The organism is Pedococcus bigeumensis (assembly GCF_006438965.1).
Taxonomy (GTDB): Bacteria; Actinomycetota; Actinomycetes; order Actinomycetales; family Dermatophilaceae; genus Pedococcus; species Pedococcus bigeumensis_A.
In genome coordinates this window covers 224,737-250,187 of the sequence record NZ_RCZM01000006.1, presented here as the reverse complement: position 1 = coordinate 250,187, position 25,451 = coordinate 224,737, and the positions used below count along the sequence as shown (strand labels likewise).

26 protein-coding genes are annotated in these 25,451 nt (G+C 67.4%); 16 read left to right on the top strand and 10 right to left on the bottom strand.

Annotated elements, in window-relative coordinates; genetic code table 11:
* Positions 1-1,062: 1,062 nt before the first annotated feature.
* The 4 genes from EAH86_RS17580 to EAH86_RS17565 all read right to left on the bottom strand — a co-directional run bounded on the left by EAH86_RS17580 (position 1,063) and on the right by EAH86_RS17565 (position 6,342).
* Entirely contained in the window at positions 1,063-2,004 is a 942-nt protein-coding gene (locus EAH86_RS17580; RefSeq protein ID WP_140743144.1) for a hypothetical protein, read from the bottom strand.
* Positions 2,004-3,608 carry an HsdM family class I SAM-dependent methyltransferase gene (locus EAH86_RS17575; protein ID WP_140743142.1) on the bottom strand — a complete coding sequence of 535 codons (1,605 nt, stop codon included), beginning with the start codon at positions 3,606-3,608 and terminating at the stop codon, positions 2,004-2,006. Before EAH86_RS17575 ends, EAH86_RS17580 begins: the two co-directional genes overlap by 1 nt.
* Before the next feature lie 282 nt (positions 3,609-3,890).
* Positions 3,891-4,742 carry a PIN-like domain-containing protein gene (locus tag EAH86_RS17570; protein WP_140743140.1) on the bottom strand — a complete coding sequence of 284 codons (852 nt, stop codon included), beginning with the start codon at positions 4,740-4,742 and terminating at the stop codon, positions 3,891-3,893.
* Positions 4,729-6,342 (bottom strand): DUF262 domain-containing protein, encoded by a 1,614-nt coding sequence (locus tag EAH86_RS17565; RefSeq protein ID WP_161988692.1) that lies wholly within the window; start codon positions 6,340-6,342, stop codon positions 4,729-4,731. Before EAH86_RS17565 ends, EAH86_RS17570 begins: the two co-directional genes overlap by 14 nt.
* Before the next feature lie 1,150 nt (positions 6,343-7,492).
* Here EAH86_RS17565 and EAH86_RS17560 point away from each other — a divergent pair.
* The 9 genes from EAH86_RS17560 to EAH86_RS17520 all read left to right on the top strand — a co-directional run bounded on the left by EAH86_RS17560 (position 7,493) and on the right by EAH86_RS17520 (position 13,242).
* A complete protein-coding gene (locus tag EAH86_RS17560) occupies positions 7,493-8,032 on the top strand; it encodes an ABC transporter substrate-binding protein (RefSeq protein ID WP_241668438.1) in 540 nt (179 codons plus the stop codon).
* A gap of 127 nt (positions 8,033-8,159) precedes the next feature.
* Complete coding sequence (locus EAH86_RS17555) at positions 8,160-8,600, top strand: hypothetical protein (RefSeq protein WP_140743136.1); 441 nt, start codon at positions 8,160-8,162, stop codon at positions 8,598-8,600.
* A gap of 156 nt (positions 8,601-8,756) precedes the next feature.
* A complete protein-coding gene (locus EAH86_RS17550) occupies positions 8,757-8,951 on the top strand; it encodes a hypothetical protein (RefSeq protein WP_140743134.1) in 195 nt (64 codons plus the stop codon).
* A 172-nt stretch (positions 8,952-9,123) separates the two neighbouring features.
* Positions 9,124-10,212 carry a sigma-70 family RNA polymerase sigma factor gene (locus tag EAH86_RS17545; RefSeq protein ID WP_277752348.1) on the top strand — a complete coding sequence of 363 codons (1,089 nt, stop codon included), beginning with the start codon at positions 9,124-9,126 and terminating at the stop codon, positions 10,210-10,212.
* Positions 10,209-11,114 (top strand): STAS domain-containing protein, encoded by a 906-nt coding sequence (locus EAH86_RS17540; RefSeq protein ID WP_241668437.1) that lies wholly within the window; start codon positions 10,209-10,211, stop codon positions 11,112-11,114. The genes EAH86_RS17545 and EAH86_RS17540 overlap by 4 nt, the downstream gene beginning before the upstream one ends.
* A complete protein-coding gene (locus tag EAH86_RS17535) occupies positions 11,111-11,497 on the top strand; it encodes an STAS domain-containing protein (RefSeq protein ID WP_140743132.1) in 387 nt (128 codons plus the stop codon). Before EAH86_RS17540 ends, EAH86_RS17535 begins: the two co-directional genes overlap by 4 nt.
* A complete protein-coding gene (locus tag EAH86_RS17530; protein WP_140743130.1) occupies positions 11,490-11,810 on the top strand; it encodes a phosphatase RsbU N-terminal domain-containing protein in 321 nt (106 codons plus the stop codon). The genes EAH86_RS17535 and EAH86_RS17530 overlap by 8 nt, the downstream gene beginning before the upstream one ends.
* 114 nt (positions 11,811-11,924) lie before the next feature.
* On the top strand, positions 11,925-12,326 hold the full coding sequence (locus tag EAH86_RS17525; RefSeq protein WP_161988691.1) for a thiocillin family RiPP: 402 nt from the start codon (positions 11,925-11,927) through the stop codon (positions 12,324-12,326).
* A 13-nt stretch (positions 12,327-12,339) separates the two neighbouring features.
* Complete coding sequence (locus tag EAH86_RS17520) at positions 12,340-13,242, top strand: PaaX family transcriptional regulator (RefSeq protein WP_140743126.1); 903 nt, start codon at positions 12,340-12,342, stop codon at positions 13,240-13,242.
* An 18-nt stretch (positions 13,243-13,260) separates the two neighbouring features.
* Here the strand turns inward: EAH86_RS17520 and EAH86_RS17515 are convergent, their stop codons facing one another.
* The gene (locus tag EAH86_RS17515; protein ID WP_140743124.1) at positions 13,261-13,680 is read right to left on the bottom strand and encodes a RidA family protein; all 420 of its coding nucleotides are present in this window, start codon (positions 13,678-13,680) and stop codon (positions 13,261-13,263) included.
* Positions 13,681-13,771: 91 nt separating this feature from the next.
* Here EAH86_RS17515 and EAH86_RS17510 point away from each other — a divergent pair, with 91 nt between their 5' ends.
* From EAH86_RS17510 to EAH86_RS17480, 7 genes are all read left to right on the top strand, one after another.
* On the top strand, positions 13,772-14,635 hold the full coding sequence (locus tag EAH86_RS17510) for a fumarylacetoacetate hydrolase family protein (RefSeq protein ID WP_140743122.1): 864 nt from the start codon (positions 13,772-13,774) through the stop codon (positions 14,633-14,635).
* Between the two features lie 33 nt (positions 14,636-14,668).
* A complete protein-coding gene (locus tag EAH86_RS17505) occupies positions 14,669-15,145 on the top strand; it encodes a cupin domain-containing protein (protein WP_241668436.1) in 477 nt (158 codons plus the stop codon).
* Complete coding sequence (locus EAH86_RS17500; protein WP_140743118.1) at positions 15,142-16,077, top strand: acyl-CoA thioesterase; 936 nt, start codon at positions 15,142-15,144, stop codon at positions 16,075-16,077. Before EAH86_RS17505 ends, EAH86_RS17500 begins: the two co-directional genes overlap by 4 nt.
* Before the next feature lie 47 nt (positions 16,078-16,124).
* Positions 16,125-17,765 (top strand): AMP-binding protein, encoded by a 1,641-nt coding sequence (locus EAH86_RS17495; protein WP_140743382.1) that lies wholly within the window; start codon positions 16,125-16,127, stop codon positions 17,763-17,765.
* Positions 17,762-20,188 (top strand): bifunctional salicylyl-CoA 5-hydroxylase/oxidoreductase, encoded by a 2,427-nt coding sequence (locus EAH86_RS17490; protein WP_140743116.1) that lies wholly within the window; start codon positions 17,762-17,764, stop codon positions 20,186-20,188. The genes EAH86_RS17495 and EAH86_RS17490 overlap by 4 nt, the downstream gene beginning before the upstream one ends.
* On the top strand, positions 20,185-20,601 hold the full coding sequence (locus EAH86_RS17485) for an acyl-CoA thioesterase (RefSeq protein ID WP_241668435.1): 417 nt from the start codon (positions 20,185-20,187) through the stop codon (positions 20,599-20,601). The genes EAH86_RS17490 and EAH86_RS17485 overlap by 4 nt, the downstream gene beginning before the upstream one ends.
* A gap of 116 nt (positions 20,602-20,717) precedes the next feature.
* Complete coding sequence (locus EAH86_RS17480) at positions 20,718-21,152, top strand: VOC family protein (protein ID WP_140743114.1); 435 nt, start codon at positions 20,718-20,720, stop codon at positions 21,150-21,152.
* Positions 21,153-21,167: 15 nt separating this feature from the next.
* Here the strand turns inward: EAH86_RS17480 and EAH86_RS17475 are convergent, their stop codons facing one another.
* The 5 genes from EAH86_RS17475 to ligD form a co-directional block, all read right to left on the bottom strand.
* Positions 21,168-22,220 (bottom strand): sulfate/molybdate ABC transporter ATP-binding protein, encoded by a 1,053-nt coding sequence (locus EAH86_RS17475; protein WP_140743112.1) that lies wholly within the window; start codon positions 22,218-22,220, stop codon positions 21,168-21,170.
* Positions 22,217-23,020 (bottom strand): ABC transporter permease, encoded by an 804-nt coding sequence (locus EAH86_RS17470; protein ID WP_425325235.1) that lies wholly within the window; start codon positions 23,018-23,020, stop codon positions 22,217-22,219. Before EAH86_RS17470 ends, EAH86_RS17475 begins: the two co-directional genes overlap by 4 nt.
* 16 nt (positions 23,021-23,036) lie before the next feature.
* The gene (gene modA, locus EAH86_RS17465; protein ID WP_140743110.1) at positions 23,037-23,858 is read right to left on the bottom strand and encodes a molybdate ABC transporter substrate-binding protein; all 822 of its coding nucleotides are present in this window, start codon (positions 23,856-23,858) and stop codon (positions 23,037-23,039) included.
* Positions 23,855-24,259 carry a TOBE domain-containing protein gene (locus EAH86_RS17460; RefSeq protein ID WP_140743108.1) on the bottom strand — a complete coding sequence of 135 codons (405 nt, stop codon included), beginning with the start codon at positions 24,257-24,259 and terminating at the stop codon, positions 23,855-23,857. Before EAH86_RS17460 ends, modA begins: the two co-directional genes overlap by 4 nt.
* A gap of 65 nt (positions 24,260-24,324) precedes the next feature.
* Positions 24,325-25,305 carry a non-homologous end-joining DNA ligase gene (gene ligD / locus EAH86_RS17455; RefSeq protein WP_140743106.1) on the bottom strand — a complete coding sequence of 327 codons (981 nt, stop codon included), beginning with the start codon at positions 25,303-25,305 and terminating at the stop codon, positions 24,325-24,327.
* Between the last annotated feature and the right edge of the window lie 146 nt (positions 25,306-25,451).

Below are 25,451 nucleotides of genomic sequence, written 5' to 3'. Positions count from 1 at the left end.
GACGAAGACGCCGAGCGAGAGGAGGATGCCGGCCACCGCGAACATGAGTCCCCCATATGTCAGCACAGCCGATCCGGTCGCGTGGATGAGTCCGCCCTGCGTGGCAATCAGGCTGGGGTCCGTCACTTCTACCCCGTAGGGCCAGTGGGGCGTGGCGCGGGCGAGTTCGGAACACCCGGGCGAACCCGCGCTCGACTTTCCGGGTGCGCATTCCGTTATGTAGGTTGCTCTTTCGAGCCAATGGCCCGCCTCATTGAATGCCAGCGTGGCCGCGACGACAGTCCAGCAGCCAGCGGCTGTGGCGAGGAAAGTCAGCACAATCAAAGACCACCCGGCTACTCGTTTCATGCCGGGAGTATCCCCACAGTTTCGTCCTGGGGGTGGGACGCTCAACCAACCGGTCTGGGCGCCGCGTCCTAACATGGCGAGGATCGACCGCCTTGAGGATGTTCTATGGTCCTTGTGTGGATCGGGACGAGGTCGTCCGTCGATTCGATCGCGTTGGTCTGCTGTAGGGGCGGGCTAAATCGAGACCGTCAGTCTGTGTCAGGTCAGGTCGATACTGTGACTGCCATGACTAACACATGGCCGAGGGATCGCTATTCGGGCCCTGGTGGTGGACTTTCCAGCGCAGCTGGTGGCGGTCTGTCTTCAGCGCCAGGCGGTGGGATGTCTTCCGCGCCTGGTGGTGGTTTGTCGTCCGCCCCGGGCGGAGGCCTGTCTTCCGCACCCGGTGGTGGTTTGTCGTCCGCCCCGGGCGGCGGATTGTCTTCCGCACCCGGTGGTGGTTTGTCGTCCGCCCCGGGCGGCGGATTGTCTTCCGCACCCGGTGGTGGTTTGTCATCCGCCCCGGGCGGCGGACTCTACTCCGGGACGTGTGCGCACCCCTACCGGAGCAATCAACCCCCGATGCACGTGTTCATTCCGCTAGTGCGCCGTTTGGGACTTGACGGTGTAGCCGACACCCTTGCTCGAGCTCATGGTCTCGATCTGTAGCGGTCAGTAGCCGTCGACATGCCTCACCGCTGGCCTGACCCACTCATTTCACGATCGTTTTAGGGGCTATGTAGGGTCGCTGGAGGGTGCTTCGGCCGACAGACCCAAGAACACAAAGTGGCGGTCGTGTTGCTGGAGTGCAACGACGAACTTGGTTCTTAGCGCCTCTACTCCGGTGTAGTACTCGCGGAAGTCTTGGGACGCCTTCTTGCCGGCCGCTTCGGTCGTGGGCCAAGGGATCTTGATCTCAAGGTATCGGTCTCCAACGTCATCTCGGTTCGTCTGCATGAACACGATGCGCTTCCACTGTTCGCGCACTGCTCGTAGGGAAAGAGCCCAGAAGAGAAAGTAGTTGTCTGCATGTGAGTCTGCAGCCGCGCGCAAAATGAGCATCTCCTTGGTAAGGACGACCTGCTCCTGGCCAGGCATGAGAAGGGCGAACTCGCCGATGTTCTTTGAGGCGCGGATCGGCGTGATCAGATCGAAGGGCTTGAGGCCCGAGTCGGTACTGCGCCAGAAGCGTTCTGCCACGACACGCGGGACCATATTCGAGGGATTGATGTTGATTTGGCCTGCGCGGACATCCGACACCTTGATGTAGGGGATTTCGCCCTGGCGGAGGTCCGCGGATGGGGAGCCGTGCCCGGCGCGTTGGGTAAGAGCACCAACCTCGACGAGTTCTCCGAGCGTCCGGACCTCGAAATCGGCGAACTCAGGCAGAGCCATAAGTTGGTCGAGGCCCTGCGTGAGGCGGTCGTCGTAGTAGGCGGGCACGGCGAGGGTGAACTCATCTGCTGGAACCATGCGCGCGGTCTGTGACCTCACGTCTGACGGGTTGACGAGTAGCGCTTCGATATCAGCACTTACCCGGTCGTCCACGACCTCCGTCCGCTTCCCTGTGGACGGGTCGACGACGTAGAGCGTCTCTCCGTCCTTGTTGATACCAACGGTCTCAGCGAAGGTCACGAAGACCTTGCCATCGATGAACCAAGCGGGCTTGTGGGCCATCACCGACTCCTCTGCTGGGTTCGGGGGATTGCTTGCTTCTCCATGACATAGAGATTGGTCTTGGCTCGGCAGAACCCTTGGAACGCTTCCATTGGGACGTTGATCACTCCTCGCACTATGAAGCGCGTCCTGATCCACTCATTCAGGAAGGAGTACGAGGAGGAGAAGAAGTAGGTCTCCGGGAGAATGATGGCTACCCGCCCACCCGGCGTGAGCAGCTTGTAGGCGCGCTCCAAGAACACCAAGCCGATTTCGAGATCCTTGTAGGACTTGCCCCCACCGGCGGCGAGAGAAATCGAGTATTTGTTCGCCTCGCAGTCTTTGGCGGCCACTTTGAGCCCTTCACCGAAAGGCGGATTGGTCAGGACAACGGTGAATGCGCCGTCGCGCAGAGCCCTGTCTAGGTAGGGGTAGTCCTTGGGCCACCGGTCCTCGCGGATGGAGTCACCGATGTGTACGTTGACCGACCCGTCGCCGAGAACCATCATCATGGCCCGAGTGAGCTTTACGTTGATGCTGTCCTTGTCGACGCCGTAGACCTGCCGATGGGCCCAGGTTCGAACAGTCTCTGGCTTGCTGATCCGGGCGGACATGTCGCGAAAGGCCTCGATTAGGAAGCCGCCGGTTCCGCATGCTGGATCGATGATCTTGTCGTCTGGCTGAATGTCCATCACGCGGACTGCTGCCTGGACTACTCGAGCGGGGGTGAAGTACTGGCCTTCGCCGGCTTTCAGGTTGGCTCGACGAAAGACCTGGAAGGCCGATGACACCGCCTCGGCGCCAACCTCGAGCATGTTCCAGCCAGACCAGGCGTAGACGATCTCCTTGATCGTGTGGTCATCGAAGGACAACGACGGAAAGTGTTCCTCTCGGAAGACCTCCTCGCGTGACTCGACCAAGGCGCTGAACGCCTTTCGGATGTGGTCGCCGGTCTCCGCCTCGGTCTTTCGCAGTTGAAATCCCACGGGCTTTGAGGGCTGCATCGTTCCTGAGGTGTCCGACTCCAACTTCAGGAGCAGCATGTTGCAAAGCTGGTCCAACTGCTGCTCGGAGCGTGTGACCACGCTGTCGCGAGCCACCACGACATCCAGGAGGGCCTTGAAAGATTGCCTCAACTCGCGCTCTGTCGGGACGAGGAGGTCGTTGAACGTGATGGCCTTCGACGTCGCGAGTTCGAAGTCGTCGTCGGGGGAGGGCAGCACGACAGCCGGGTGCCTGACGTTCTTAAAGGTGCCGTCCGGCAGTTTGTAGACCGTGCAGGAGTCCCGGCCGTTGGTCCAAACACCAAAGCGTGCGCGAGGTTCCCTCGCCAGGTAGATCTCGAGCTGAGAGATGCCCGCCTTCAGGTTTGGGGCCTTGAATTCGAAGATCCCAAGGACGTTCTGCCAGTCGTTGGCCGCCTCCGGGTCTTGGAACAGAGCCAGGTCCACAGGCCAGTGACCGAAGGATTTGCTGCCTCCCTCGCGTCGGGCAGCGTCATGGGGACTCTTTGGGACCTTCCACTCAGGCTTCCACTGAATCTGAGTCTCCTGCCAACCCGCGATCTTCAGCGCTTCGACGACTGGGAGCCGAACCCCGAGGTGCTCCGGTCCGTTCAACGCCACGACGACACCCCAGGGAGATTCACGTCGGGAACCCTACCTCTGATGAGGACGCCGGTTCGCGCTCCCTCGCTCCTCGTGCGCGCCGCAAGTGAACGCATCGCACATGGCGCGCCCGCACGGGTTTCCGATGTCCCGGGTGACTTCGGAACTTGCTTGACCGGGGGTGGCCACCGACCCATCGCGGGGCCCGACCCGAAGGGCGCGGAGCGCCGCCTTGATTCCTTCGAGGTAGAACCGGCAGCCTCGGCGATCTTGGACAGCTAGGAGACGAGCATCCTGCGCCTACGGCCCCGTGGTCGCCGCGACAGGGCTCGCCGAGACAGCTTCCTTGAGGAGGCGGCGCAAATCCTTCATGTACGCGACCCCGACCTCGCCTCCAGTTACGTGCTGAAACTCATGAACCAACTGCGGGTGCGCGGAGATCCCCGTCCTCCAGTCGGGCTTAGTTTCCTCCGTGACAAAGAGAAATCGCGGCGATGGCTGAGAGTCGGCCTGCAGGCTCAGTGCTCCGAGCATGAAGTCGCACCAGCCGAAGAAGTCTCCAAGACTTAGCTCCCCCTTCTCGGCTGCGTCGGCGAAGCCGGGTGGGACCTTGCTTCGGAGCCGAACGAGCCCCACGTCGTGAAACGCGGCGCGGGAGACCATTGGCTGAACCGCGTACTCCAACAGAGTTTCCATGACCTGCTCCGAGCGCTGCAGGAAATCGGGAGCCGTCGATTCCTGTAGTTCTGTGACGATCTCGGCAATAGTCGTCTGAATTCCTTGAATTCGCTGATCCGCCAACGGCAGGGCGCCCATGTCGTCCAACTTCTTGTTCAACTTGGCAACGTCGCTGTTGATCTGATTCCAGTCCTCCTTGGCAAACGTCTTATGATTATTCCAGAATTCGATCACCGTCTGACCGGGCATGATCAAAGCAACGTGCAGGTCTTGCAGGGTTTCTGCCATGGAGGTAGCGAGATAGGGATCAGACCTGAAGTGCTTTAGCACGTTCGTGTCCAGGCCGATTCCTGCAAGTTCGTGGAGACCCAAAGCGCCAACATCGATACTCTGCGATCTTCCGGCGTTCACCGTTCTGAATTGGGTGAGCGAAAGTCGATCGAGCATAAGGCGCTCGAGATTAACGAGATCCATACCAGATGTCTCCGCAGGTTTGGGCGTACTCTCGGGTTCGAGCGGCGACGAATGTGGACGTCCAGACGGGCAGATCTGCCGGCTCAACCAGCTCATTATTGATGACATGAGGGAGCAATTTCTCCTTCACCGCGTCTGGCGTACGAGCGCCAGGAGGACGACGCTCTGTAGTGACCAACAGCCAGTTGGCCAAGTTGCCGCCGAACTCCTTGTAGTCAGCGTCATCAAAGTCGGGCCATCCCTCGCCGTTGCGCGGACGCACTTGATGCGCATACCCGACGATGTCAGGCGTCGGTGACTGCTGCACCAGTGCCGCTCGCAGTACTTGCGCGTGCAGTTTGTTCAGGTTTCGCGTGAGCCGAATCTCGAACTCTTCCCGGCTGGGGCGCAGATTGCCAAGGTCCGACAGCGTCTCATCCCAGCCGGATTCGCCTTGGTGGACACGGCGAGCGGCGCGAGCAAACTGCGCTTCGATGCCGCCCGACCCAAAATTGCCGCTTAGGACGCCGGGAGTGACGACGGCAAGTGATCGCTCAAGAAGTTCGTCATCTCCCGTAGCTGCGGCCGCCATGAACAGCGGTCGGAAGCGTGCCGCCGATAGCCAGCTGAGCAGCCTGAAGACCCTTGTCCGTAGTTCGGTAGATTCCACATCGGCGGTGGGGTCTATGAGTTGAATGTAGACCGGGAGATGTTGTTCGAGGTCGCTGAGGAGATCCTGGGCGGCCCCCGGGCCGTCGAAAGCCTTCGTAACAATCTGATACAGCTCTTTAGGAACTACATAACCACGCCTCAGCTCAACGACGTGGCGCACGAACGTGGTCAATTGTTCGTCGGCCTGCAGGTCGGCGAACTGCTGTTCGATGGCGCCCCAGCGTTGTACCGTATTGTCTCGGTCGGATTCCGAACTACGGCCGATGACGTAGGACTTGATGAGCTCGGCTGGTGTAAGAATTTTGCCACGAGTGTTAACAACTTCGAAGACCCGAAATGCGGCCGAGCGATTCGGGTGTGTGAAGACTGTGAAGGTCAGCTCGTTGCTAATGAATTCGGCCCACCGCCCGAGTCGCAACGTGGCATTTCCTGAGGCCTCCAGGTCTCGCTCGAGCTGCGCCGTCAAGTATTTGTGCGCTTGGATGAGGCGCGAACTCCCACTTGTTGGGGCCAAGGTCAATGTGGGGGCCTCGATAAGGGCCTTAAAATCACCGGCATCAGCGTCGTCGGACAGCGCCAACCGCGGTTCTCGCGCCTCGGTTTGGTAATTGATCGAGAACAAGAACGTGGTTTGCAGAGTATCGGCGACCAGTCTGCGGTTGCGGGCAACAGCAGCAAGGCGGAGGGCGTTGGCGAAAAGGGACAAAGTAAGAAGTCGCTGCTGCCCATCAACCACTTCTCGTTCGAAGCCATCATCAGTGAGAATTATCAAACCTAGGAAGTAGTCCTCACCCGCATCCAGGGCCCCTACCAAGTCCTCCCAAAACGCGGAAACCTCGGCGTCTTCGCGCCAACTGTAATCCCGTTGAAAGTCCGGGATCACAAAGCTGCTATTGGCGAAAAGAGCGGCCGCGCGAAAGGTGGTCGATTCGACTTGCTGAGCAGTCACGCGCCCATCTAAGCAGACGGCTTCACCGCCGATGCCCCCCTCGGTCGAGATTGGACCAACTCTGCAAGGCCCGACTTGGGCACCACGGCCAGGGCCGTACCCGGCTTGCGTTGGCAGCCTCAGTTGCCGAAGCGATACGTGCCAGCCTTGGGTCGCAGTTGGCTGGATGGCTAGCGGTCGCACGCATGTCAGAACGTTGCCGTTCGAGGGCAGTGCTCGCTGCGCCCGGGAGAGCGGCGTCGGACGCCCGGCAGAGCGGCGGTTGGTGAGGACTTTCCTTACTGGCTTAAACGCGGCTTCGCCGCGAGCCGCGCCTGCGGCGCGGCCGTGCCGGGCATGCGGCCTGGCGGCCGTTCCGGGCGCGGCTGCGCCGAGGGCGGCACAGGAAAACAGCGGCCTGGTCAGATTCCAGGACGCTGCTCTCAACTCAGCCTCAGCTCACCGTCTACTGCGCTGATGACGGACGGAGCGGGCGGGCGTATGGGTGCCGTAAGCCCCAGCCAGCACCTTCCGGCGTAGTCCGGTCTTCGGACCCGTGGAGCTGGCTTCCGTACCGGCATCGCAGCCGGTCACCTTCCAGAGCTCTTCCCGTTGGGTCAATGCGCAGACCCGCGTGGCCGGCTCCTGCGCGCGTCGGACCCACCGCTTTGCCCACCGCTTTGCCGCCGAACTGTCCGCTACGGCAGCGAGACGACCGCTACTTGCGGCAGCCAAGTTGTGCACGAGCGAGGTGGCGATCGGTATCAACCAGAACAGTCGAAAGAGTGGCGCGCAAAAACAAGGGGTTAGGGGTTCAAGTCCCCTCGTCGGCTCTCTGACCAGCGATATCGAGCTGTCCGGCTCCTCGAAGGCTGCCTGGTCGTGCTCACGACCCGGGTGACGCCTTGGTCCCCCGGGCGTGACGCGGAGGTCGGTAGCTGCGTCCTGCCCTCCTGACCTGGCGGTCGGGGGCTGCGTGCTGGCGCGAAGGGCTGGCGGGCCGGCCTCCCGGGCGAGAAGGGCGCTGACCGGCGACGTCCCGCGTCACGTTCCCCCTCGAGCGGGGTCTTCATCTGTGTGGCAGGGCACCGATGGACCAGCAGCGTCCAAGCCTTCGCCAACGAACCAGCCCCAACGGAGTCCTCACCGGGTTCCACCGAAGGAGCACGTCATGAAGAACACCAAACTTGTCGGTACCGCCACTGCTGTCCTGCTCGCGGGTGCAGTGGGGCTCGTCCCGGCGGCCACGTCCGCCAGTGCTGCTCCCGCGGCCCACACTGCGGCCTCGGCCGCCAAGCCCGCGGCCACCACGCTGCCCGTCACCGGTGCGCTGCCTGACGGCACCGCGTTCACGGGGTCGTTGAGCAACCTCACCACCTCGGTGGTCAACGGCGTCGTGCAGCTCTCCGGGACCATCAGCGGCACCGGGATCCCCGCGGGCGGCACGGCGTTCACGGCACCCCTCCAGGACGTGGCAGTGACCCAGGGCTGCAGCATCCTGAACCTGGACCTCGGCCCCCTCCACCTCGACCTGTTGGGCCTGGTGATCGACCTCGCCCCTGTCCACTTGGACATCACGGCAGTCCCGGGTGCAGGCAACCTCCTCGGCAACCTGCTGTGTGCCGTGGCCGGCCTGCTTGATGGCCCGGGCGGTGCCCTCGGTGGGATCGCGGCGCTGCTCAACCGCTTGCTCACGGGTCTCGGTCTCTGAAGGGCCTCTGAGCCGTTGAGCACCTGTCGTGGCAGTGGCGTCCCGCCTCCCCTCACCTGCGGGGCGTCACTGTCGCCACCAGCCCAACCCGGCTGGCATCCCACCCGACGCAAATGGAGACCCAGTCATGACCGTGATCGCCTTCCGACCCCGACCCCGTCGCGGGGGGCCGCGCACCCCCGACGGTGACAGCACCACGATCACAGGCTCGTTCCGTTCCCCGCGTGGACGGGTCGGCGCCATGACCGGCCACCTGCGCCTGCAGAGGCTCGTCATCGCCCCGCGCGGTGCCTTCGTCACGGGGGTCTTCACTGGGGAGCTCCGAGAGCCGGACGGCACCCTGATCGGGGTGGACAGCCGGCGAGCCACCGCACCGGCAGACCTGGTGCGCGACGACGCCGGCATGCGCCCCGTCGTCAGATCGCTCCAGCTCGACCTCATGGGGATCGCCATCGATGTCGACGCCTTCGCGATCGAACCGTCGCTTGCCTTTCCTCGCGGGGAGAGTCGACCCGGACGGAGGACACACTCGGCCCGCGCCGGGAGGGCCCACGGGGAGCCGGTGTGAACGCCGTCGCCCTGGTCGCGCCAGTACTCGTGCTCGGGCTCCTGCACGTGCTCGCGAAGCTGGAGGCGTGGACCGTGGAGGAAAGCGCCCCAGACTCCTCTCACCTACGTCAAAGGGATGTCGCCCGGCGTCCTCCGCCGCGAGGAGTATCGAGTCATGGGTGAGGTGCCTCCGCCGACCACTGGTGAGACCGTCCGGGTCCCCGTGCCGCGCGACCCTCCTCCTCCTCCCGGATACGTCGACCCGTTGGACGGCAGCGGGGCCCTCGACGACCTCGTCCCGGTCGACCTTCCTGCTCCGGACGATGAGTCCTCGACCAGGCCCAGCGAGCAGCCACCACCCACCACCTGACGGCGGGGGCCGGGTCAGCCGGGTGGCGTCGGTTTGCGAGGTTCCTCTCCCGGCGCCACCCGGTGTCCACTCGGTGACTCACGGCGACCTCGGCATTCCACGTCTTGCTGGTGGAGGACAAAGCCGCAGGTCAGAGCGGTGGAAACGCCAATTTCGGCGTAGGGTCGCCCTCGTGAGCACGGCGCGGGCGACTAACGAGCCGCAGGAATCGGGAGGGGCGGCAGACGTCGCTGCCCTCATCCCCATGCTCCGCCGTATCGTCGCAGCCCGCATCGGTCAGCATCCGGCCGCGGAGGACCTGGTCCAGGAGACGCTGCTGCGGGTCCTGGCGGCGGAGGACCGGATCGAGCCGGGGATGCTCGAGCCGTACGCCATAGCCACGGTCCGCAACGTGATGGCCACGATGTGGCGACAGGACGACCGCGACGCCCGCAACCAGCACCGCATCCACGACCCCAGCGAGCCCGACGAGGCCGAGGAGGTCGTCGTCGCCTCCGAAGAGCAGTCGGCCATCACCGAGGCCCTGCGCCGGCTGACCGACCGTGAGCGCGAGGTCCTGCTCGCCCACGAGGTGAGCGGCCGGGCCACCCAGTCGCTGGCTGAGGAGACCGGCAGCACGGCCAACGCCGTCGCCGCGCAGCTCAAGCGGACCAGGGCACGGCTGAGGGTCGAGTACCTCCTGGCGCTCGAGCGGACCGAGCCGCCCACGGACCGCTGCCGAGCCGTCCTGATGGCACTGTCCAGCGCGGATCGCAGGCGTCAGCGAGAGGTCGACGCGGCCCGGCACCTCCTGGAGTGCGACCTCTGTGCTCGGCTGAGCCAGCCACTGCTGGGCAGGGGGCCGGTCCGTGACAACGAGATCCACGTGCCGATCAGTGCCGACCCAGACATCGTCGCCGCCCGGTCGGCCGCGCGAGAGATGGCGGTTCGGGCGGGCTTCGCGGGAGCAGATCTGACCATGTTGGCGACGGCCGTGTCCGAGGTGGCGCGCAACATCGTCCGGTTCGCCTCGACCGGTGAGGTGACGGTCGAGCTCCTCGAGCAACCGCGACCCGGCATCCGTGTGGTCGCTCGGGACACAGGGCCGGGGATCGCCGACGTGGACCGCGCCCTGGAAGACGGCTACAGCACCTACCAGGGACTCGGCCTCGGACTTCCCGGGGCCAGACGGCTGATGGACGAGTTCAACATCGTCTCCGAGACCGGGCACGGCACCACGGTGAGCATGACCAAATGGTTCGACACGAAGGGACGAGGATGAACGCCGAGAACACGCAGGATCAGCGGCAGGACCAAGGACAGGCGGAGCTTTCGCTGTCCGGCAACCAGCTGCTCCCACAGCTGGTGGCCCACCTCAGGGAGCATCGGGCGAAGCTTCGCAACGAGTGGGCCTCACGCATCCGTGACGCGCACCTGCTCGAGGCCATGACGCCGCAGGAGATGGCTGCGGAGACCACTTCGGTGTACGACAACTACGTCGAGGTGCTGGAAACAGGCAGCGTGGAAGCCCTGCAGCACTACGCCCGTGACCTCTCGGAGCGGATCATCCCGCGAGGGGTGGAAACCCATGAGGTGGTCGGGATCGTGCTGCTCCTGCGCGACGTGCTGGCGCGCTCGCTCTTCGAGAAGTACCAGCGTGACTTCGCCCTCCTCAACCAGATCCTCGACGCCTACGAGCCCGCGGCGAACCGCATCGCCAACACCGTGGCGGTCAGCTTCGTCGACGAACGTGAGCGCGTCATCCGCCAGCAGCAGGACGCCATCAAGGAGCTCTCCACGCCGGTGCTGCCGGTCCGTGAGCGGCTCCTCATCCTGCCGATCATCGGGGTGCTGGACAGCGAGCGGGCCAGGCAGCTCACCGAGCAGCTGCTGAGCGGCATCCGCACCCACCGAGCCAAGGTGGTGGTCATCGACATCACCGGTGCGCCGGACGTGGACGAGACCGTCGCCAACCACCTGGTGCAGACGGTCGACGCCTCGCGGCTCATGGGGGCCAGCGTGATCATCACGGGCCTGTCGCCCACGATCGCCCAGACCTTGGTCACCATCGGGGTCGACCTCAGCAAGATGAACACCATCGGCGACCTCCAGGGTGGTCTGGAAGAGGCCGAACGTCTGCTCGGGTACACCGTGACGCGCAAGGTGGTGACGGACGGCTCGTGAACTCAGGACCGGCCCTCGTCTCCATCCTGCGTCAGGGTGACACCCTCGTCGCGTCGGTCCACACTGCCCTGGACGACTCCGAGATGGTCCGGTTCCAGCACGACCTCGTCCGCCAGATCGGTGAGCACCGGGCACGCGGCATCATCATCGACGTCGCCGCCCTCGACGTGATCGACAGCTTCGCGTCGCGCACCCTGCGTTCGATCGCCGACATCGCCCGCCTGCGGGGAGCGGTCACGGTCATCGTGGGGATCCAGCCCGACGTCGCCTTTGCCATGGTTTGCCTCGGCATGGACATGGGGGAGGTCCCGACCGCCCTCGACCTCGAGGAGGGCCTGGCCTACCTCTCGCGGCTGCGGGGGCTGGGGAGCAGCCATGGCTGAGATCGACGACCTCACCCTGGACTACCGCGCCGCCTTCCAGCGGTACCTGCCGCAGCGCAGCGAGGCGGCGCTCACGCTCGGCTACCAGCTGGGGCGCCAGGCGATCGCCCACGACGTGAGCCTCCTCGACCTCGTTGACGTGCACCACCTCGTCCTCACCGAGATCCTGGAGGACACCGCGGAAGCGGACGCGCGCGACGTCACGGCAGCGGCGGCGGAGTTCCTCCGGGAGGTGCTGTCGACGTTCGACATGGCGCACCGGAGCCTGCCCTGTGCACCACAGAACGCGGCCCAGCGACCAGGCGGCGGCTGACCTCCTGCGGGGTGCTCGCCTGTCGAACCGTTGACAGAACGTGACATTTCGGATGATGATCTCAGGGCTTCAAGCAGTCGGGGCACCCAAGACCCGGACCCCAGGAGGGCTGCAGTGAGCGAGTCGACCAAGTCAGTTCAGGCCGACGAGGCATCGAGCGCCCCGCGTGGCTACCCCGGGGGCGGCGTCGCCGATGGTCACGACCGGGTTCCTCAGATCGTCACCGGACAGCCCACTCCCACCGTGCGAGAGCTGCTCGCCGAGCTGGCCCAGCTCGAGGACGCGACGCGTGGGCTGGGCGGTGTCCGCCGGCCCGCCTGGACGGTCCAGACCCCCGACCTCCTCGCCGCCCTGGCGCGCGAGCAGGAGATCATCGACGAGCTGCACCGCCGCTGCCCCGACGCGCACCCCGCGACCGCGTCGACCCCCTCGGCAGCATCGACCGCCGCTACTCCTGCTTCGACTGCTTCAACCGCTTCGACCGCCGACGAGAACAGGGCCGCGGGTCAGGGCTGACTAGGCTGGCGCCGTGCCTCGTCCGTCAGCCAGCGCCGCCGCCGGCGGGCCTCCGACCGGTGGTCCACGGCCGGGTGAACCGCAGGCAGGCACCGGCCGACAGGTCCAGCAGCTGATCGTCACGATCTGCGCGCTCCACGCCCGCGGTGACCACCAGTCCCTCGCCGTGGCCGAGCTCATCAAGCTCCTCGCGACCCTCGACGTCGACGAGGCCGCCACCCGTTCTGCCTTGTCCCGCTTGAAGAAGCGCGGCGTCCTCCTGCCGGCGCGCAAGGGCGCCAACGCGGCATACCGGCTCGATCCGCAGCTCGAGGACGTCTTCGAAGAGGGTGACGAGCGCATCTTCGCCCCACGTCGGGCGAAGCCCGGCGACCGCTGGCTGCTTGCGGCGTTCTCCGTGCCGGAGTCGCAGCGCAACCTGCGCCACCAGCTGCGCCGGGTGCTCGCCGGGCGCGGCTTCGGGACGGTGGCCGCAGGGTTGTGGATCGCCCCCGAGTTCGTCCACGCCCACCTGCGGCGCGAGCTGGAGCGCGAGGGGCTGCTCGAGTTCGTGGAGTTCTTCGCGGCCGACCTGCTGGACGACCAGATCGCGCGCCGCGTCGCGCAGTGGTGGGACCTGGAGGCGCTGGCCGCCCTGTATGCCGGCTTCACGGCTGCCTTCGAACCGGTCCTCGAGCGGTGGGGCACCAGCGGTGAGGAGCCCGGCCGCGGGAGCGACGACGAGGCCCGCGCCTTCGCCGACGACGTGCTCCTGCTGACCGCTTGGCGACGGCTGCCCTACCTCGACCCGGGGCTGCCCGTGGAGTTCCTGCCGGAGGACTGGCAGGGCATCGCGGCCGAGCGGTTGTTCACCACACTGCACGCACGGCTGGCCGGCCCGGCTGCCCGGCACACGGCGCGGGTGCTGGGCAGCTGAGCCGCGAGATCCGTGCGGTCAGGCCTGGGGGAGGCGCAGCCGGTCGTCGGGGATGACCGCGACGCCGAGGATCTCGATGAGGGCTTCCGGCTGCCAGAGGGCCGTGCAGCCGATCCCGGCCATGGCGGGGTAGACCGACCCGGCCAGCTCGCGCCAGACGCGACCGATCTCGCGGCCGTGCGCCTGGTAGTCAGGGATGTCGGTGAGGTAGATCGTCAGGCTGACGAGGTCCTCGGGGATGCCGCCCGCCTCGCGCAGGGTGGTCAGCACGTTGCCGAACGCTTGGCGGAACTGCTCGACGATGCCCCCCTCGACGATCCGCATCTCCGCGTCGAGGGCCGTCTGGCCGCCGAGGTGAAGGGTGTTGCCGCTGAGCGTCCCGTGCGAGTAGCCGCTGGGGGCGGGCAGGGATGCGGGGTTGATCGCGACGGGGGTCATGGCGCTCCTCGGGTGCGGTGCCTGCTCGATGGCTATTGACTATACGTGACGACCGTGAAATTGTCTCTATACGACGACGGGAGACGCAACGATGCGACTGGCCACGGTGGCGACGCCGGACGGGACGACCCGTGCCGCGCTGCGTCGTGACGAGGTGTGGCTCGAGCTGCCGGCTGCCGATCTCTCGGAGCTGTTCGCCCTGCCGGACTGGCGCGACCTCGCGTCGAGGGCGGCGAGCGCGTCGAACGCGGGGAAGGCCCTGGGCGAGGTCGGGGAGCTGCCCCTGCTGAACCCGCTGCCAAGGCCGACCAAGGTCATCTGCTGCGGCCTCAACTTCGCCGACCACATCACCGAGATGGGTCGCGACCTGCCCGACTTCCCCACCCTCTTCGCCAAGTACGCCGACACCCTGATCGGCCCCACCGACGAGATCCACGCCCCCGCTGAGGTCGACCTCGACTGGGAGGCGGAGCTCGCCGTCGTGGTCGGTCAGCCGTTGCGCCGGGCCACCGAGGAGCAGGCGCGCGAGGCGATCGCGGGCTACACGGTGGCCAACGACATCTCCGTCCGCGACTGGCAGCGCCGCACCCTGCAGTGGTTCCAGGGCAAGGCCTGGGACGCGACCACTCCGGTCGGGCCGGTCGTCGTGACCCCCGATGAGGTGGACCCTGAGGCCGGTCTCGAGCTCACCTGCCAGGTCAACGGCGAGACGCTCCAGCACGGCAACACCAGGACGCTCGTCTTCGGCGCTGCCGCCCTGCTCGCCTACACCTCACAGTTCACCCTCCTGCGTCGCGGCGACCTCGTCCTCACCGGCACCCCCGGGGGCGTCGGCATGGGGATGACGCCGCCCCGCTTCCTGCGCGACGGTGATGTCGTCCGCACCGAGATCGAGGGAATCGGCTTCCTGGACAACACGATCCGACTGACCTCGCTCGACCCGATCCGGCCTTGACCGAACGACCTGACACCCACCAAGGAGATGCAGATGAACTTTGACGACTACGTGCTCGAAGGGGACCCGTCGCCGTGGGCCCAGCCCGACGGCCGGGTCATCCCGATCGTCACCAAGGCCGGTTCGGAGGATGCCTCGACCGCAGACTCGGGCGGCGCCTACCGCGTGTCCGGCGTCAGCATCCAGCACACCCCGGCTCAGCGCCTCTGGTACGGCAAGGTCTTCAACAAGCCCGGCTACCGCTCGGTGAACCACCACCACGGCGAGGCCGAGACCGGCGGCTACGTGCTGCAGGGTCACGGCCGGATCTACTTCGGCGAGGAGTTCCGCGAGTTCGTCGACATGACCGAGGGCGACTTCGTGTTCGTGCCGCCGTTCATGCACCACGTGGAGTGCAACATGTCGACCAAGCACGACCTTGTCTGGCTGACCACCCGCACGCCCGACAACATCGTCGTCAACCTCGCGGACGTCGACGACAGCATCCTGCAGGGGTACCGCCGCGCATGAGTGAGCTCACCGCAGCCGCCACAGCCCCCACCTCGCAGGTGCTGACCGACGCACTGGCGCTCACACCGGTCAGCCCCGACGTGTTCGACGAGGCCTACACCGCCACGACGCAGTACTGCCCGTGGCCCAAGGCCTACGGTGGCGACATGGTCGCGCAGGCGACCGTCGCTGCGATGCGCTCGGTCGAGGCGGACCGCGGGCTGCACTCGATGCACAGCTACTTCATGCGTCCCGTCGACATCGGTGCCGAAGTCCGTTACGAGGTCGAGCGGCTGCGCGACGGCCGCGGCTACTCCACGCGACAGGTCCGCGCCTTCCAGAGTGGCAAGCCCGTCTACCTCGCCATGGCCTCCTTCCACGTGCCCGAGGGCGGCGGGGAGTATGCCGCGGACGCGCCTCCCTCGGTCCCGGCGCCGGAGTCGCTGCCCAGCTCCGCGGCATACCTCGAGGGGTTCGAGCCGGGGACTGCTGAGGCGGGGACGATGACTCCGGACTCCCGCGGGTACTGGGCAGCTGGGCGGTCCTTCGACATGCGGCATGCGCCGGGCCCGGTCTACGTGCGGGTCGAAGGGGAGCGGGTTGCCCTCCAGGCCGTGTGGGTCAAGCCGTTCGACGCGCTGCGACCCGTCGAGGGCATCGACGACACCCAGCTCGCTCAGGCCGCACTGGCCTACGCGTGCGACTACACGATCCTCGAACCAGTGCTACGGGTGCTCGGAATGTCTTGGGCGCAAAAGGGTTTGGTGACCGCGAGCCTCGACCACGCGATGTGGTTCCACCGACCCTTCCTAATGGATGACTGGCTGCTCTATGCCCAGGAGGCCGCCAGCGCCCACGGCGGTCGCGGCTTGGGTGTGGGTCGCTTCTTCACCCGCGACGGCGAGCACGTCGCCACTGTCGCCCAAGAAGGCATGATCCGCGCCGGTCAGTGACGGTCGCACCCATGACGTTGAAACACCCGATGTCGAAAGGCATGACGATGGAGCTCAGCCCCTCCGCCCACGAGGACACCTTCGCGCGCGACTCGCTGCCGCCGCGCGACCAGTGGCCGACCATGGAGTTCACCCTCCCCGAGCTGCAGTACCCCGACCGGTTCAACGCCGCGGCCTGGCTGCTCGACGACACCGTCGACCGCGTGGGTGCCGACCGCCCGGCGCTACACGCCCCCGACGGGACGACGTGGAGCTACGGCGAGCTGCAGGTGCGTGCCAACCAGGTGGCGCAGGTGCTCACCGAGGACCTCGGGCTGGTGACCGGCAACCGGGTGCTGCTGCGCGCGCCCAACCACCCGTGGGTGGTCGCCTGCTGGTTCGGCGCCCTCAAGGCCGGGGCGGTGGTGGTCACCACGATGGCTGCCCTGCGGGCCGTGGAGATCACGCCTATCGTGGTCGCGTCCAAGCCCACCATCGCCCTGGTGGACCACCGGTTTGTCGCCGACGTGCATGCCGTGCGCGACAACTCTGCGCCAGACCTCACGGTTGTGGAGTTCGGCGGCTCTGGGCCCGACGACCTGGTCGCGCGCTGTGCCGCCAAGTCGGGCGAGTTCACCGCCGTGGCAACGGCTGCAGACGACGTCGCCCTGCTCGGCCCGACCTCGGGCACCACGGGGGTCCCCAAGCTGACCATGCACTTCCACCGCGACATCGCCTCGATCGCCGAGACCTTCGGCAAGCACCTTGTGCAGATGACGGCTGACGACGTCGTCGCCTGCACCGCCCCGCTGGCCTTCACCTTCGGGCTGGGTGCCCTGGTGGTGTTCCCGATCCGGGCCGGAGCGAGCGCCTTGCTCACCGAGAAGGCCACCCCCGCGGAGCTCGCCCAGCTGGTTCACGACCACGAGGTGACGACGCTGTTCACCGCCCCCACGGCATACCGGGCTATCGTCGTCGACGGCAACGCCGGGCTCCTGGCAGGAGTCCGCACCGCGGTGTCGGCCGGCGAGCACCTCAACCCCGACACCTGGCAGGCCGTCTACGACCAGACCGGACTGCGGATCATCGACGGCATCGGCTCGACCGAGCTGCTGCACGTCTTCGTGTCGGCGCGGGGCGATGACATCCGTCGCGGGGCGACGGGCAAGGCGGTCCCGGGCTTCCGCGCGACGATCCTCGACGCCGACGGACAGGAGGTCGGTCCGGACGCGCCGGGTCGGCTCGCGATCATCGGCCCGACCGGCTGTCGCTACCTCAACGACGAGCGCCAGCACGCCTACGTCCTGAACGGCTGGAACGTCACCGGCGACACCTTCACCCGCGACGCGGAGGGCTACTTCTACTACCAGGCGCGCAGCGACAACATGATCGTCTCGTCGGGCTACAACATCGGCGGCCCGGAGGTGGAGGCCGCGATCGACCTGCATCCCGATGTCGCCGAGTGCGCGGTGGTCGGTCGGCCGGACACGGAGCGTGGCTCGATCGTCTGCGCGTTCGTCGTGCTCCGCTCGGGGGTCGTTGGTGACGCCGCCAAGGCGCGCGAGATCCAGGACTTCGTCAAGGCCCAGATCGCCCCCTACAAGTACCCCCGGGACGTCCGCTTCGTCGACGTCCTGCCGCGCAACCCCAGCGGCAAGCTGCAGCACTTCAGACTGCGCCAGCAGTTCTCTCAGGAGGGTCAGTCGTGAAGATCGCGATCATCGGCGGCGGACCGGGAGGGCTCTACTTCGCCGCGCTCATGAAGCAGCTCGACCCCTCCCACGAGGTCACCGTGTGGGAGCGCAACGCCGCTTCCGACACGTTCGGCTTCGGTGTGGTCTTCTCCGACGAGACCCTTGGTGGCATCGGCAATGCCGACGAGCGGATCGCCGAGCAGATGGCCGACCGCTTCGCCCGGTGGACCGACATCGACATCCACTTCCGGGGTGAGCGGCACACGGTCGGCGGTCAGGGCTTCGCGGCGATGAGCCGCAAGGAGCTGCTCTCGCTCCTCCAGGCCCGGTGCGCCGAGCTGGCTGTCGACGTCCGCTTCTCGACCGTCGCCCCGGACGTCGAGGAGCTGCGTGCGACCCACGACCTGGTGCTCGCGGCCGATGGTGTGAACTCCGCTGTGCGCCAACGGTATGCCGAGGTCTTCCGTCCCAGCCTCGACCGTCGTCACAACAAGTTCATGTGGCTCGGGACCGACCTGGTGTTCGAGGCGTTCCAGTTCTACGTCAAGGCGACGCGGTGGGGGACGATGCAGATCCACGGCTATCCCTACTCCGACGAGGGCTCGACCTTCATCATCGAGATGCACGAGGACGTCTGGCGGGCAGCAGGTTTCGATGCCAGCGAGTCGACCGAGTTCCCACCGGGTGCATCCGACGAGGAGTCGATCGCGCGGGTGGCCGACATCTTCGCCGACGAGCTCGGTGGCCACGAGGTGCTCTCCAACAACTCCAAGTGGCTGAGCTTCACGACCGTCCGCAACGAGCGGTGGCACGACGGCAAAGTCGTCCTGCTCGGGGATGCCGCGCACACGGCGCACTTCTCGATCGGTTCCGGCACCAAGCTGGCCATGGAAGATGCGTTGGCCCTGGCCGCGTGCCTGCACGAGCACGACGCGCTCGATGCCGCGCTCACGGCATACGAGACGGAACGGCGGCCCGTCGTGGAGTCCACCCAGCGCGCCGCCCAGGCCTCGCTGGAGTGGTTCGAGAACATCGGCCTCTATGAGGACCAGGACCCCACCCAGTTCTGCTTCAACCTGCTGACCCGGTCGCGCCGGATCACCTACGACGGACTGAAGACGCGCGACGAGGACTTCGCGACCCAGGTGGACGAGGCGTTCGCGGCAGCCCAGGGGGCGGCAGCAGTCGTGCCGGCGATGTTCCAGCCGTTCCGTGTCGGGAGCCTGGAGCTGAAGAACCGCATCATCGTCTCGCCGATGGACATGTACTCCGCCGTGGATGGGGTGCCCGGTGACTTCCACCTCGTGCACCTTGGCTCGAAGGCGCTCGGCGGCGCTGGGCTGGTCATGACCGAGATGGTCTGCGTCTCCCCCGAGGGTCGGATCACCCCCGGCTGCACGGGGCTGTGGACCGACGAGCAGCGTGACTCGTGGGTCAAGGTCGTCGACTTCGTCCACGCGAACTCCACTGCGGCCATTGGTCTCCAGCTCGGCCACTCGGGACGCAAGGGCTCGACCAAGCTGATGTGGGAGGGCATGGACAAGCCGCTCGAGAGCGACAACTGGGAGGTGACCGGCCCGTCGGCGCTGGCCTATGGCGACGGCTGCCACCTGCCTCGCGAGCTGACCCGCGCCGACCTGGAGGCGATCCGGGACGAGTTCGTGGCCGCGGCGCGGCGTGGGGCCGACGCTGGCTTCGACCTGCTCGAGCTGCACTGCGCCCACGGCTACCTGCTGTCCTCGTTCCTCTCGCCGATCTCCAACCAGCGCACCGACGAGTACGGCGGGTCGCTCGAGAACCGGCTGCGCTTCCCACTCGAGGTCTTCGACGCGGTCCGCGCTGCCTGGCCCGCCGACCGCCCGCTCACGGTGCGCATCTCGGCGACCGACTGGATGCCTGACGGCAACGACGAGCACGACGCGGTCGAGCTGGCCCGGGCGTTCATCGAGCATGGAGCCGACGGCATCGACGTCTCGTCGGGTCAGGTCAGCAAGGAGGAGACGCCGGCGTTCGGACGGTCCTACCAGACCCCCTTCGCCGACCGGATCCGACACGAGGTCGCAGCCGAGGCAGGAGTCGCCGTCATCGCGGTCGGCGCCATCTCGTCGCACGACGACGTCAACTCGATCCTGCTGGCGGGGCGGGCCGACCTCTGCGCGCTGGGCCGGACCCACCTCTACGACCCGCAGTGGACGCTGCACGCCGCGGCCGAGCAGGAGTTCCGCGGTGCCGCAGCAGAGTGGCCGCTGCCCTTTGCCGCCGGGCGGCGCAAGCCACCGACGGCACGGACCGACGCGGTCCGGCCCCGGCTCTCGCTGATCAAGGAGGCCGAGGTGGACGAGCTGCCGACCCACCTGCGCTGGACGCCGGGTCAGGTCCCGGTTGGTCCGACCGCACCCGGGTCTCCCGTGGTGCCGGTCGCCGTGGTGGCTCCGTGACGGCCACCGGACCACGGGGCGTGCACCGCGGCCGGGTCGAGTGGATGGACACCGACGCCGCCGGTCACCACCACAACACCGCGATCACCCGCTGGGTGGAGTCGGCCGAGGCGGCGCTGATGCGCGAGCGTGGGGTGGACGGCTACTTCGGCACGGCCCCACGGGTGCGCCATGAGGTCGACTACGAGGCGCGGCTGTGGTTCGGCCAGGAGGTCACCGCCACCGTCGTCCTCGAGCGCATCGGCACGTCGTCGATGACCTTTGGCTACGAGGTCTGGGGTGAGGCCTTCGAGGACCGCACTCGGACCCGCGCGGCAAGGGGGAAGTACGTCACCGTGCACGTGCCCGACGGGGCCGACCGATCCCGGCCGTGGCCGCCCGAGTGGGTCGTCGCCCTGACCGACGCGCCCTGACCGCGGACAGCCAAGCTGTCCGAACCGGGGAGTCATTCAGGACAGAAAGTGACCGGAAGCCTTCCTAGGCTGGTGGTAGAACCTCCGAGGGAGAGGTTGCGAGGAGAGGACCAGACATGGACTACAAGATCGAGCTCATCCCCATCTCCGTCACGGACATCGACCGCACGAAGGCGTTCTTCGAGGACGTCGTCGGCTGGCCGGCGGACCAGGACCAGGTCGTCGAGGAGGCCGACCTGCGCTTCGTCCAGATCACGCCACCCGGGTCGGCCTGCTCGTTCTGCTTCGTCAAGGGCATGGAGATGCTCGGCGCGGGGGTGAAGCAGTACCTCCAGCTCGTGGTCGCCGACGCCGATGCGGCCCACGCCGAGCTCAAGGGCCGTGGCGTCGAGGTGAGCGAGGTCGAGAGCCTCCCGTGGGGCCGGTTCACCCACTTCGAGGACCCTGACGGCAACCACTTCGCGCTCCAGGAGCTGCCCGACTACGCGGCCGCCCTCGCCGCCCGCGAGGCAGCTGCCACGTCCAGCGCAGGCGACGCCACCCAGGCGTGAGACGGTCAGGCGCGCTCACGCGGCGTAGACCGCGACCTCGCTCGCCTTGATCGTGAAGACCACCTCGTCACCGGGGCCGATCGCAAGCTCCGCGAGTGCCGCCGGGGTGATGTCCGCCGACAGGTATGCCGTGTGCACGCGCACCTGGTGGCCGTGCGGTTCGAGGTCGGTCACCGTCCCCCGGACGACGTTGCGCGGGCTGCCCGAGGGAGCTTCGCGGTAGACCCCGACGGCGTTGGGGCTGAACACGGCCACGGCCGCCTGCCCCTCCCCGAGCGCTTCCTCGGGGAGACCCTCGATGCGCAGCCCGGCCGACGTGGAAACCGTTGTCCCGTAGGCGGTTCCGCGCACGAGGTTGAGTCCCGCGATGCGCGCGGCGAAGCCACTGGTCGGCCGGGTGAGCACGCGTGACGTGGGTCCCTGCTCGACCACCATCCCGGACTCGAGCACGGCCACGTCGTCGGCGAGCAGCACCGCGTCGAGGATGTCGTGGGTGACCAGGATGGTGCTGCGGTCCTTGAGGACCCGGCGCAGCAGCTGGCGGATCGCGGGGGCGGACTCGACGTCGAGGGCGGAGAGCGGCTCGTCGAGCAGAAGCAGCTGAGGCTCGGTGGCCAGCGCGCGGGCGATGGCCACCCGCTGGGCCTGGCCTCCGGAGAGGGCCGCCGGTCGCCGGTCGGCGAACTCCTCGGCGTCGACCTGGGCAAGCCACTCGCGAGCCAGCTCGCGGGCCCGGCCACGCGGCATACCGGCACTGCGCGGACCGAAGGCGACGTTGTCCAGCACCGAGAGGTGCGGAAACAGTCGCGCCTCCTGCGCCAGCAGGGCCACGCCGCGCGAGTGCGGAGGCACCCACTCGCCGCTGCTGGAGTCGTTGCCGGAGAACAGGGTCCGCTCGTCGAGCGTGATCAGCCCCGACAAGGGTCGAAGCAGCCCCGCGATCGAGGCGAGCGCCGTGGACTTGCCGGCACCGTTGGGCCCGAGCAGAGCCAGGGTGCGGCCGGCCTCGACGGCGAGAGTGAGGTCCACGGAGCGCTCCGGCAGGCTGAGCTGCGCGTGGAGCTTCACAGCGCAGTCCTCGAGCGCCGGGTCAGTGCGATCACGACCGTGGCCACCACGACGAGGACCAGCGAAAGTGCCACTGCTGCTTGGGGATCGGTCTCGCGCTGCAGGTAGATCTCGAGCGGCAGGGTGCGGGTGACGCCCTGGAGGCTGCCGGCGAAGGTGATCGTGGCGCCGAACTCACCCAGCGCCCGGGCGAAGGCGAGCACAGCACCGGACGCGAGGCCGGGGAGGACCAGGGGGAGCGTCACCCGCAGGAAGACCGTCGTCGGGCGCGCTCCGAGGGTCGCGGCGACCTCTTCGAACCGTTGGCCACCGGTGCGCAGCGCACCCTCGAGGCTGACCACGAGGAACGGCAGGGCGACGAAGGTCTGGGCCATGACGACCGCTGTTGTGGAGAAGGCGATCTGCAGCCCGAGGACCTCGATGGTGTGGCCGAGCAGGCCGCGGCGGCCGAACGTGTAGAGCAGCGCGATGCCCCCGACCACGGGAGGCAGGACGAGGGGGAGCAGGACGAGGGACCGCGCGATCGACTGGCCGCGGAACTCGGTGCGAGCGAGGACGAGCGCCATCGGCACACCGAACACGATGCACAGCACGGTGCTGGCCACCGAGGTCCGCAGGCTCAGCGCCAGGGCGGCGCGCGAGGAGTCGGAGGTGATGAGGGTGCCGAAGCTGGCCCACTCGATGCGGGTGAGCATCGCCACGAGGGGGAGGACGACGAACAACGCCCCGACCGCGGCGGGGACGAACACCCAGGCGGGCAGTCCCAGCCGCGGTCGTCCTCGCGGTGTGGGGGCAACCAGGGGCACGACAGGCAGGCTACGGCTTGGCGAACCCGGCGGTGGCGAGGATGCCCTGACCCGGGTCGCCCGTGACCGCCTTGAGGAACGCGTCGGCCAGCGCGGCGTTCTTGCTGGCCTTGAGGGTTGCGATCGGATACGTGTTGACCGCGCTGGAGGACTCGGGGAACTCGACACCCATGACCTTGTCGCCCGCGCCCTTGACGTCGGTGACGTAGACCAGGCCGGCGTCGGCTTCGCCAGCCGTCACCTTGCCGAGGACGTCGGTGACGGACTGCTCCTCGCTGACCGGCTTGATGTCGATCTTGGCGGCGGCTTCCACCTTGGCCGCAGCGGAACCACACGGGACGGCCGGAGCGCACAGCACCACCTTGACCCCCGAATTGGCCAGGTCGGCCAGGGTGGCGATCTTGGCCGGGTTGCCCGGGGGCACGGCGATCTCGAGGGTGTTGGAAGCGAAGTTGACGGGGTCGGCCGCGGTCAGTGAGTCACCGGTCGCCTTGTCCATGTTCTTGGTGTCGGCCGATGCGAACACGTCGGCCGGGGCACCCTGCTGGATCTGGGCGACGAGGTCGGACGAGCCGGCGAAGTTGAAGGCCACCTTCGTGCCCGGGTAGGCCTTCTCGAACTCGGCGCCGATCTCGGTGAACGTCTTCTTCAGCGATGCCGCCGCGAAGACGGTGATCTCACCGGACAGGGCCGGTGAGCTCGAGCTGGTGTCCGACGACGTGGCGCCCCCCTGCGGCGCCTCGTCGTCGGACCCGCAGCCCGAAGTGGTGAGGACCAGGCCGGCAACGGCCAGGACCGCGAGGACGGAGAGCTTTCCACGGCGCAGCTTCATGACGCTCCTTGGGGGGTCTCGACGATGACGGTGGTCGACTTGACGACGGCTATGGCCACCGAGCCCAGCTCGAGCCGCAGGTCGTCGACGGCCTCTGAGCTCATTAACGACACCACCCGGAACGGGCCGCACTGCATCTCGACCTGGGCCATCACGGTGTCGCGCTTGATGTCGGTGACCAGACCGACGAACCGGTTGCGCGCGGACCGACCCACCCCCGAGGGGTCGGCCACGGTGTGCGCCTGCTCGCGGGCCAGCAGGGCGACCTGGTAGCCGTCGATGACCTTGCGGCCGGCCTCGTCGGTCTGGGCCTCGAGGGCCCCGCTGTCGACCCAGCGCCGCACGGTGTCATCGCTCACGCCCAGAAAGCTGGAGGCGTCCTTGATCCGTAGTTGCGGCATGGAGTTGACCCTACCTCCGCAGATGCGGAGATGTCAGTCATCTGTGCACAGATCTGCGGACAGCGTCAGTCGGGCTCGGTGGCGTCGGGCTCGGGCGGCTCGGCAGCCCCGTCGCGTTCGTCACGCTCGGCCCATTCGAGGAGCCGGTCGATCTCGAACACCGCGTCGTCGATCCCCGCGTGCAGGTCGCCCAGCTCGGCGAATCGCGCGGGCATCGTCGCGATCGTGAAGTCGTCCGGCGCGACGTCGTCCACCTCGTCCCAGCGGATCGGCGCGGACACCGTCCCGATCGCGTTGCCGCGCACCGAGTAGGCGGCGGCGATCGTGTGGTCGCGGGCATTCTGGTTGTAGTCGACGAACAGGTCTGCAGGGTCCCGGTCCTTGCGCCACCAGGTGGTGGTGACGTCGTCGGGCATCCGCCGCTCCACCTCACGGGCGAACGCCAGGGCGCCGCGACGCACGTCCTTGAAGCCCCACTCCGGGGCGATCCGCACGTAGATGTGCATCCCCGAACCGCCACTGGTCTTGGGCCAGCCGACCGCCCCCAGCTCGTCGAGCACCTCGTGGGCGACGTGGGCCACCCGCTGCACCCGGTCCCACGGGCAGTCCGGTCCGGGGTCGAGGTCGATCCGCCACTCGTCCGGCTTCTCCACGTCTGCTCGGCGGCTGTTCCAGGGGTGGAACTCCACCGTCGACATCTGCACCGCCCAGATGACGTGCGCCAGCTCGGTGACGCAGAGCTCGTCGGCCTTGCGGTTGTAGCGCGGGAAGGTGACGCGCACCGTCTCGAGCCACAGCGGCGCACCGTGCGGCACCCGTTTCTGGTGCACCTTGTCGCCCTCGATCCCCTTGGGGAACCGGTGCATCATGCACGGCCGCTCCCGCAGCGCGTTGACGATCCCGTCGCCGACCGACAGGTAGTAGTTGACCAGGTCGAGCTTGGTCTCGCCCCGCGCGGGGAAGTACTCGCGGTCCGGGTTGGTGATCCGCACGTCGCGGTCCCCGACCTCGAGGACGATCGCGGGCGACTTCGCGGGGGGTGCCATGCCCCAACGCTACGGGCGGGTATGCCGCGGTGCCATGCCCGCGGCATACCTCACCTTTGTCGGGTCCACGCGAAAGGGCGGCCTTCACCCGATTTGCGCAGCCGCTGAAACGCACCGCCCGGGACCCGTGCGGGCCGCGAGCAGGC

Coding starts and splice junctions, on each gene's coding strand:
- EAH86_RS17480 (WP_140743114.1), top strand. CDS start 20,718: ATGGACTACAAGATCGAGCTCATCCCCATCTCCGTCACGGACATCGAC.
- EAH86_RS17495 (WP_140743382.1), top strand. CDS start 16,125: ATGGAGCTCAGCCCCTCCGCCCACGAGGACACCTTCGCGCGCGACTCG.
- EAH86_RS17540 (WP_241668437.1), top strand. CDS start 10,209: ATGAACGCCGAGAACACGCAGGATCAGCGGCAGGACCAAGGACAGGCG.
- EAH86_RS17500 (WP_140743118.1), top strand. CDS start 15,142: ATGAGTGAGCTCACCGCAGCCGCCACAGCCCCCACCTCGCAGGTGCTG.
- EAH86_RS17580 (WP_140743144.1), bottom strand. CDS start 2,004: ATGGCCCACAAGCCCGCTTGGTTCATCGATGGCAAGGTCTTCGTGACC.
- modA (WP_140743110.1), bottom strand. CDS start 23,858: ATGAAGCTGCGCCGTGGAAAGCTCTCCGTCCTCGCGGTCCTGGCCGTT.
- EAH86_RS17570 (WP_140743140.1), bottom strand. CDS start 4,742: ATGGATCTCGTTAATCTCGAGCGCCTTATGCTCGATCGACTTTCGCTC.
- EAH86_RS17530 (WP_140743130.1), top strand. CDS start 11,490: ATGGCTGAGATCGACGACCTCACCCTGGACTACCGCGCCGCCTTCCAG.
- EAH86_RS17460 (WP_140743108.1), bottom strand. CDS start 24,259: ATGCCGCAACTACGGATCAAGGACGCCTCCAGCTTTCTGGGCGTGAGC.
- EAH86_RS17510 (WP_140743122.1), top strand. CDS start 13,772: ATGCGACTGGCCACGGTGGCGACGCCGGACGGGACGACCCGTGCCGCG.
- EAH86_RS17560 (WP_241668438.1), top strand. CDS start 7,493: ATGAAGAACACCAAACTTGTCGGTACCGCCACTGCTGTCCTGCTCGCG.
- EAH86_RS17550 (WP_140743134.1), top strand. CDS start 8,757: ATGGGTGAGGTGCCTCCGCCGACCACTGGTGAGACCGTCCGGGTCCCC.
- ligD (WP_140743106.1), bottom strand. CDS start 25,305: ATGGCACCCCCCGCGAAGTCGCCCGCGATCGTCCTCGAGGTCGGGGAC.
- EAH86_RS17515 (WP_140743124.1), bottom strand. CDS start 13,680: ATGACCCCCGTCGCGATCAACCCCGCATCCCTGCCCGCCCCCAGCGGC.
- EAH86_RS17555 (WP_140743136.1), top strand. CDS start 8,160: ATGACCGTGATCGCCTTCCGACCCCGACCCCGTCGCGGGGGGCCGCGC.
- EAH86_RS17505 (WP_241668436.1), top strand. CDS start 14,669: ATGAACTTTGACGACTACGTGCTCGAAGGGGACCCGTCGCCGTGGGCC.